This is a genomic window from Arthrobacter sp. SPT-J7, assembly GCF_059089965.1.
On sequence record NZ_JBNHFF010000013.1, the window covers coordinates 77,365 to 84,410 of the forward strand.

Genomic DNA, 7,046 nt, shown 5'->3' on the forward strand with positions numbered 1-7,046 from the left:
ACCTCGTTTGCGTCGCCGGACAGTTACTGCCCTGTCTGTTGCTTCGGTGCCGGGATGCTGCCGCCGTTGAGCTGCTTCCCCTCGTCCTTCTGTGCCGCCTTCTTCTCTGCCGTTTTCTGCTGGGCCGTTTCCTGCTGGGCCGCCTTGTCCGCGGCCGCCGCCTCGGCCGCGGCCGCGGACTGGGCAGCCGGCTTTGCGGCTACCGCGTCGCTGCTCTTCTTCGCTGCCTCATGCTTTGCCGCCGGCTGGTGGCCGGGGTTTTCCGGCTGCGCCACCAACAGCTCCGGCGCTGCGCCCGGTTCCGCCGCTTTCGGTTTTCCGGAAACTTTCTGGCTTCCCAGGTCGATGGACCCTACCGACGGGGACGTCACCATTCCCAATTCTGCCGCCTTCGCGGCCAGATTCTGCGGAGCCTGGTTGTTTTCCAGTTGCTGTGTCAGTTTTTCGTTGGCTTGTGCCAGGGACACCTGCTCGTTGCGCAACTCCACCAGTTTGTACTGCCCGCTGGAGACCGAGATGTTGAGCACCAGCACGCTGCCGAGGGCCAGCACCAGGACGGTGAAGCAGAACAGTGCGAACGGCACGCGCTTGCGGGCCGGACCGGTGGGAACGACTGACAGAGGGGTACGCCGGGGGGCTTGCCTGGGCGAGGCGCCCGGACGGCCGGCCGGAGCCGCGCTGCCGTGCACGTACTGCTGCTGGTCGGGACGGGCTGCGTGGGCACTGGCACTCATTGTGCGCTCCTGTTCCGGATCCGTTCTACCGCCCGCAGTTTGGCGGACGCCGCGCGCGGGTTCTCTTCGATTTCTGCTGCCGTGGGTACTTCGGTGCCCTTGGTCAAGGTCTTCAACTGCGGTTTGTGTTCTTCAAGTTCAACGGGGAATCCACGCGGGGCGGACGACTTCGAGAGCCGTCCGAAAACCGATTTCGTGATCTTGTCCTCGAGCGAGTGGTAGGACATCACCACAATGCGTCCGCCGAGGGCCAGCACGTCGATGGCGGCGGGCAAAGCCCGCTCAAGCACATCCAACTCCTCATTGACTTCGATGCGCAGCGCCTGGAAAGTTCGTTTGGCCGGGTGGCCGCCGGTCCTGGCTGCGGCGGCCGGCACTACCTTGCGGATGGCTTCCACCAGCTCACCCGTGGTGGTCAGCGGTGCGGCGTCACGGGCTGCAACAATGCTCGCGGCGATGCGGCCGGCGAACTTTTCCTCACCCCAGCGCCGGATGATGCGCACCAGGTCTGCCTCGGTGTAGGTATTGACCACGTCGGCGGCTGTCATGCCCCTGCTGGTATCCATCCGCATGTCCAAGGGGGCATCGTAGGAGTAGGCAAAGCCGCGTTCCCGTTCGTCCAACTGGAGCGAGGAAACACCCAGGTCGAACAGGGCGCCGTCTATCTGTCCGATGCCCAGGTCCTCGACCGCGTCGGCAATCTCGTCGTACACGGCGTGGACCAGGTCGGTGCGCTCAGCGAACGGCAGAAGCCGTGATCCGGCTAGTGCCAGCGCTTGTTCGTCGCGGTCGATGCCGACCAAATGCAACTGCGGAAAACGCTGCAGCATGGCTTCCGAATGTCCGCCCATGCCCAGGGTGGCGTCGACCACCACGGCCCGGCCGCGTTCCTCGATGGCGCGTTCGATGGCAGGGGCGAGCAGGTTGATGCAGCGGTCGCGGAGCACCGGGACATGGCGCTCACCGGCCGGCCGCTCGCTGTTCATCCTCGATGCCCTCTTTCCTGCTGCTGTCTGTCTCGTCCGGCGGGCTGGCTGGCCCTGGAGTCTTTAAGGCCGAAGGTCCTTGGACCAGATCCCCATCCGCGCCTGGCCGGCCCCGCCTGGCTCCGGGGAAGTGAGCCAGGTTGAACCTGCCGGGCGGCTGGAGATCTCATCCAAGAACTTCCGTGCCGCGTGTTGTGTTGTGGTACCGGGTCAGAAGACTCCGGGCAATACGTCTTCGTCTGTTTCGGAGAAGGCGGTTTCCTGCTCCAGAAGGTAGTTGTCCCAAGCCTGGGCGTCCCAGATTTCCGCACGGGTACCCGCGCCGATCACTGCCAGTTCCCTGCCCAGTCCTGCATAGCTTCGCAGCGCCGCCGGGATGGTGACTCGGCCCTGCTTGTCAGGTACTTCGTCAGAGGCTCCGGACAGAAAGACTCGAATGTAGTCACGGGCCTGACGGGAAGAGATCGGAGCTTTCCGCATCTCCTCGTGGACCCGTTCGAATTCCTTCTGGCTGAAGACGTAGATGCAACGCTCCTGGCCCCTCGTCAGGACGAGACCGTCGGCAAGTTCATCGCGGAACTTTGCGGGAAGTATCAGGCGCCCCTTCTCGTCCAACCGCGGCGAATGTGTCCCGAGGAACATCGCCACCGCCTTGCCGATTAGAGGAGACCGTCGACCCCCTGCGTCACCACTACCCTCTTATGTCCTCCACTTTACTCCACATCGCGCCACAGTCAACTGTTTCGACCCCGTTTTGTAGCTGGAAATGTTCGGCGCTCTCCGCGGTACGGCAAGGAAGTTCGGGGGTGGAGCGAAGTGGAGAGGCAGTGGAGGGCTGCGGCACCCCGGGGGCGCAAGAGGGTCTGCGCAGCATGCTAAGACCCGCGGCGTGGGCGGCAGGGGGGGTGAAAGGGAGGGAACTGGCGTCACATGGGCCCCTTAAACACGAAAAGACCCGTTGTTCAACGGGCCTTGGCTTCGTGCCGGGCCGCTCAGACGACCGGGTGGAGCAAAGTGGAGCAGCTCAGCGGCTGTTCCTGACAAGTCTGCCTGTTATCGGTCTTCGCCGTGATGGCGTTCGTCCCACCGTTCTTCCAGGTTGGCCATGAAGCCGCCCTTCGACGAGGACGACTGCTTGTTTCCGCTCGACCGCTGCGACCCCACCCCTGCCCGCCGCGTGGTCGCCCAGTAAACGCCGGCACCCATAATGACGAATCCGAGGACCCCGACCGCAATGATCTGGCTAAGGATGCCGGTGAGCAAGACCAAGATGCCGGCTATCGCGACGAGGGAACCCACAACGATGTGGCGCGTTGACAATGACCGGCCGCTGGCCGATTCCATATGGCTGGCAAACTTCGGGTCTTCAGCATGCAGCTGTTGCTCGAGTTGTTCCAGCAGCCGCTGCTCATGCTCTGAGAGTGGCATCTGAGCCTCCTTTATTCCAGTCCCCCGAGGGCTGACTCAGTCGTTCAACGAACCCCGCGGGACAAGAGTTCCTGACACCTACCGGAACCGTTTCGACCCCTTGTACTAAGAATAGAGCTCAAACCCGCCAATCGAAAGCTGCGGTGACGCAACTGTGACCCGCCGCACGGATTTCATTCTCCGGGCTCCGGCAGCCCCTGCCGTCCGCCTCCGGGGCCCGGCTGTATCGGCCGCCGAACACCGGGTCGGAGCAGTGAAGCAGGCAGGATCCCTGCCGCACCAAACTTGCGATTGACTTCGTCCAGCGCCTGTTCCGCGTTGTGCCAGGTATCCTCGTGCCCGTCGAAACTGAGCTGTTGACCGCCGAGGCCGGCGTCCTCCAGTTGCTCCGCCCGGAGCCCGATCAGTCGGACTGACTGCGGACGCTCGCCAAGATCCGCCAAGAGGGCTGCGGCTGCCGCCTGGAGCTGCTTAGCACTGTTCGACGGCGCCTGCAGCCTCCGCGATCGGCTCAAGGTGGTGAAGTCGGAATAACGCAGCTTCAGCGCGATGGTGCCGGCCCGCAGGCTGCCGGCCCGCAGCCTTGCCGCCGTGCGGTACGCCAGCCGCAACAGTTCACGGTGCAGCACCTGGTCGTCGTCGACGTCTTTCTCGAAGGTCTCCTCGGCGCCGATGCTCTTCTCGACGCGTTCGGGCGTCACCACCCGATCGTCGATGCCCCAGGCGAGTCGATGGACGTGGTCGCCGGTGGCGCCCAGAACACGGTGGAGTGCCGCCTGCGGAGTCTGCGCCACGTCGGCCACGGTGCGGATGCCGAGGCGGGCGAGGACCTCGCCGGTCTTGGTCCCGACCCCCCACAATGCACCAACCGGCAGTGGATGCAGGAAGGCCAGCGTTTCGGCCTCGGGTACAAGCAGCAGCCCGTCCGGCTTGGCGTGGGTGGAAGCGATTTTGGCCACAAACTTGGAGGCTGCAATGCCTACCGTCGCGGTCAGGCCCAACTCGCCGGAGATCCTGCGGCGGATCAGCGACCCGATCTCCAGCGGCTCGCCCAGCCGCCGTCGCGCACCGGCCACGTCAAGGAACGCCTCATCGACGCTGAGTGGCTCGACCAGCGGGGTGATCTCCCGGAAGATCGCCATAATCCGCGCCGAGGCCTGCTGGTACTTTGTATGGCTGGGCTCAATGATGTGCGCCTGCGGACACAGCATGCGCGCCCGCGCCATCGGCATGGCCGACCGGACGCCGTAATTACGGGCCTCGTAGGAGGCCGACAGCACCACGGCCCGACCCGAGGCGGACCCGACAATCACCGGCTGCCCGACCAGCTCGGGCCGCTCCAGCAGTTCCACGCCCACAAAAAAGGCATCCATATCCACGTGGAGGATGGTGCAGTTCTGCTGGTCGGGAGAAGTCACAGGACTATCGTAGGCTCGCCGCCGCGGCGGCGACGGCCGCACAGGCGGCCCGCGCGCGATTGTCTAGACTGGTCTGCAGAGACCAGAACCGTCGCGAGGAGCTCAGCCCCATGCCGTACGGCCGAACAGGAATCCCGCCACACACGGGCAGACCGGAGGTAAGCATGGAGCCGTCACTGACCACCACGAGTCCTGTCGAGCAGGAGGACTTCCGGCAGGCCGTTGCAGGGATGTTGCAGCAATTCCTGGCCGGGCAAAAGGAACTGCTGCTCGACGCGGCGCCGGACGCGGCGCCGTTGGTGGAGGCCATCGCGGACCTCACCGCGGGGGGCAAGCGCCTGCGTGCGCTGCTGGCCTACTGGGGCTGGCGCGGGGCCGGAGGGCCGGTCCTGGCCGAACCGGCAGTGCAGGCCGGAGTCGCGCTGGAACTCTTCCAGGCAGCGGCGCTGATCCACGACGACATCATCGACCGCTCCGATACACGGCGCGGAAACCCCAGCGTGCACCGCCGGTTTGAACAGTTGCATCGCCGCAATGGCTGGTCGCTGGACGCCGAACGCTACGGACAGGCCGCCGCCCTGCTGGCCGGTGATCTCTGCCTGTCCCTCAGCGAGGAAGTCTTTTCCGGCATCGGGGCGCAGTCGGCAGCGGGGACACCGGCCCGCGCCATCTTCAACCGGATGCGTGCCGAGGTCATGGCCGGCCAGTATCTGGACCTGCTGGAAGAAGCTGCCGGCCCGGGCCGTCCGGTTGAAGCCGCCGTGGACCGCGCCCTGCAGATCCTGCGTTACAAGTCCGCCAAATACTCCACCGTCCACCCCCTGAGCGTGGGCGGCGCCTTGGCCGGCGCATCCCCCGAACTGCTCGACGCCTATGAAGCGTTTTCGCTGCCGCTCGGAGAAGCCTTCCAAATCCGGGACGATGTCCTGGGCGTCTTCGGCGACCCCGCCACCACCGGCAAGCCCGCCGGCGACGACCTGCGGGAAGGAAAGCGCACGGTTCTGATCGCACACACCCTGAACCATTGCACCCCGGCCGAACGCGACCTGCTGGAAGCCAAGCTGGGTTCGCCGGAGCTAACCGACCGGACGGTGCAAGAACTACGCGGGCTGATCACCAGCAGCGGCGCCCTGGCAGCTGCAGAGCGGATGATTTCCGAACGAACGGCCGCAGTCGATGAAGCACTCTCTGCCCTGCCGGTGGCCGAGGAAGTCCGCCATGCGCTGGGCCGGCTGGCCGACTCCGCGGTGCGCCGCAGCGCCTAAAGACGCAGCGGGGTCCGCCCGCCCGAAGAGCGGCCAGACCCCGGACTCAAAAACACGGCAATGCGGCCGGCTGCTACCAGCCCAGTGCTTGGGCGCGGCGGCGGATCTCGGTCTTTCGCCCCTCACGCAGGGCATCAATAGGCCGGCCGGGCAAGGAATCGTCGGCGGTGAAAAGCCAGCGCAGCGCTTCCTCATCGCTGAAGCCGGCATCGGAGAGGACCGCCAGCGTGCCCTTGAGGCTGTCGAGGACGCCTGACTCGACCAGGAATTCAGCCGGCACCGAGCGGATCTGCCGCTCCCCCACCTTCGCTGCCAGCAGAGCCCGTTCCTCCAGCAAGCTGCGCACTTCCCTTATCGATACGTCCAGTCGCTCGGCGACGTCGGGCAGCGGCAGCCAATCGGCAATCAATTCTTCAAGTTCACTCACTGTATAAGCGTGCCACGACGACCCATTTGGAGCCATTTCAAAAGCCCGACACGCCGCCTTCATTATTCATTCACCAACTGCGGCTGTTGTGTTATGCGCCGATAGTGTAGATTCACATGAGTCACTTATTGAACATTGATAACAAATGACACACTAGTACCGCTGTGCGGCCCGTTGGGGGACGCTCGCCAAAGCCGCAGAACAAGGATGAGGGACATCAATGACCGATCAGCGCCCGATCACGCGCAACGACCGCAGCCAGCCCCGCCGGGTGCTACTGTCGGCGGCAGCCACCGCGGCGATTCCCGCCGTCGTGCTGTCCTCCGCCGCCCTGGCCATGCCCGCGCAAGCGGCTGAACTCCCGCCCCGCGCCGCGCTGCAGCCGAAGGCAGCGATTCCGGGCGTCACGGTTCCGGCCGCCGGCTTCATTCCCGCCTCCCAGGTCGCCACCCAGTTGCCGGCTGCGCTGCGGACACAGGCCACTCCGTCGGCCCACACGGTGCGCGCCGGCGAGACGATCAGCGGCATCGCTGCCCGCTACGGCCTGTCCACCAAGAAGGTGCTCTCGCTGAACGGCATGAGCGCCAGCACCATCATTCATCCCGGCCAGAAAATCAAGCTCGGAGGCGCGGCCAAGTCCTCCGGCAGCACGGCTGTTGCGACCTCGTCCGGCGCGGGTAACTACACGGTCAAGTCCGGCGATACGCTCTCCGGCATCGCCGCCAAGCACGGGATGAGCCTGAGCGCGGTCCTCTCGGCCAACAACCTCAAGATCAACTCGGTCATCT

Annotated in this window: 8 protein-coding genes; 2 read left to right on the forward strand and 6 right to left on the reverse strand. The window is 65.3% G+C overall.

The window, feature by feature from the left end; translation table 11 throughout:
* Nucleotides 1–23: 23 nt before the first annotated feature.
* The 5 genes from ftsL to dinB form a co-directional block, all read right to left on the reverse strand.
* Nucleotides 24–734, reverse strand: a complete 711-nt coding sequence (ftsL, locus tag AC5RWX_RS17385) for a cell division protein FtsL (RefSeq protein WP_493957913.1) — start codon at nt 732–734, stop codon at nt 24–26.
* A complete protein-coding gene (gene rsmH, locus AC5RWX_RS17390; protein WP_493957914.1) occupies nt 731–1,720 on the reverse strand; it encodes a 16S rRNA (cytosine(1402)-N(4))-methyltransferase RsmH in 990 nt (329 codons plus the stop codon). Before rsmH ends, ftsL begins: the two co-directional genes overlap by 4 nt.
* 210 nt (nt 1,721–1,930) lie before the next feature.
* Nucleotides 1,931–2,362 carry a division/cell wall cluster transcriptional repressor MraZ gene (gene mraZ / locus AC5RWX_RS17395; RefSeq protein WP_127514456.1) on the reverse strand — a complete coding sequence of 144 codons (432 nt, stop codon included), beginning with the start codon at nt 2,360–2,362 and terminating at the stop codon, nt 1,931–1,933.
* A 411-nt stretch (nt 2,363–2,773) separates the two neighbouring features.
* Complete coding sequence (locus AC5RWX_RS17400; protein ID WP_493940313.1) at nt 2,774–3,148, reverse strand: SCO2097 family morphological protein; 375 nt, start codon at nt 3,146–3,148, stop codon at nt 2,774–2,776.
* A gap of 173 nt (nt 3,149–3,321) precedes the next feature.
* Entirely contained in the window at nt 3,322–4,566 is a 1,245-nt protein-coding gene (gene dinB, locus AC5RWX_RS17405) for a DNA polymerase IV (RefSeq protein ID WP_493957915.1), read from the reverse strand.
* 164 nt (nt 4,567–4,730) lie between these two features.
* On the opposite strand from dinB, the gene AC5RWX_RS17410 reads away from it, so the two are divergent.
* Nucleotides 4,731–5,831: a polyprenyl synthetase family protein gene (locus AC5RWX_RS17410; RefSeq protein ID WP_493957916.1), complete on the forward strand. Its 1,101-nt coding sequence runs from the start codon at nt 4,731–4,733 to the stop codon at nt 5,829–5,831.
* A 73-nt stretch (nt 5,832–5,904) separates the two neighbouring features.
* Here the strand turns inward: AC5RWX_RS17410 and AC5RWX_RS17415 are convergent, their stop codons facing one another.
* The gene (locus AC5RWX_RS17415; protein ID WP_493940310.1) at nt 5,905–6,258 is read right to left on the reverse strand and encodes an Rv2175c family DNA-binding protein; all 354 of its coding nucleotides are present in this window, start codon (nt 6,256–6,258) and stop codon (nt 5,905–5,907) included.
* Between the two features lie 220 nt (nt 6,259–6,478).
* Here AC5RWX_RS17415 and AC5RWX_RS17420 point away from each other — a divergent pair.
* Nucleotides 6,479–7,046 (forward strand): LysM peptidoglycan-binding domain-containing protein (locus AC5RWX_RS17420; RefSeq protein ID WP_494097633.1); only part of this gene is annotated, 568 nt, incomplete at its 3' end.

Excerpts from the sequence above, each read along its gene's own strand:
- ftsL (WP_493957913.1), bottom strand. The coding sequence starts at position 734 with ATGAGTGCCAGTGCCCACGCAGCCCGTCCCGACCAGCAGCAGTACGTG.
- rsmH (WP_493957914.1), bottom strand. The coding sequence starts at position 1,720 with ATGAACAGCGAGCGGCCGGCCGGTGAGCGCCATGTCCCGGTGCTCCGC.
- mraZ (WP_127514456.1), bottom strand. The coding sequence starts at position 2,362 with ATGTTCCTCGGGACACATTCGCCGCGGTTGGACGAGAAGGGGCGCCTG.
- AC5RWX_RS17400 (WP_493940313.1), bottom strand. The coding sequence starts at position 3,148 with ATGCCACTCTCAGAGCATGAGCAGCGGCTGCTGGAACAACTCGAGCAA.
- AC5RWX_RS17410 (WP_493957916.1), top strand. The coding sequence starts at position 4,731 with ATGGAGCCGTCACTGACCACCACGAGTCCTGTCGAGCAGGAGGACTTC.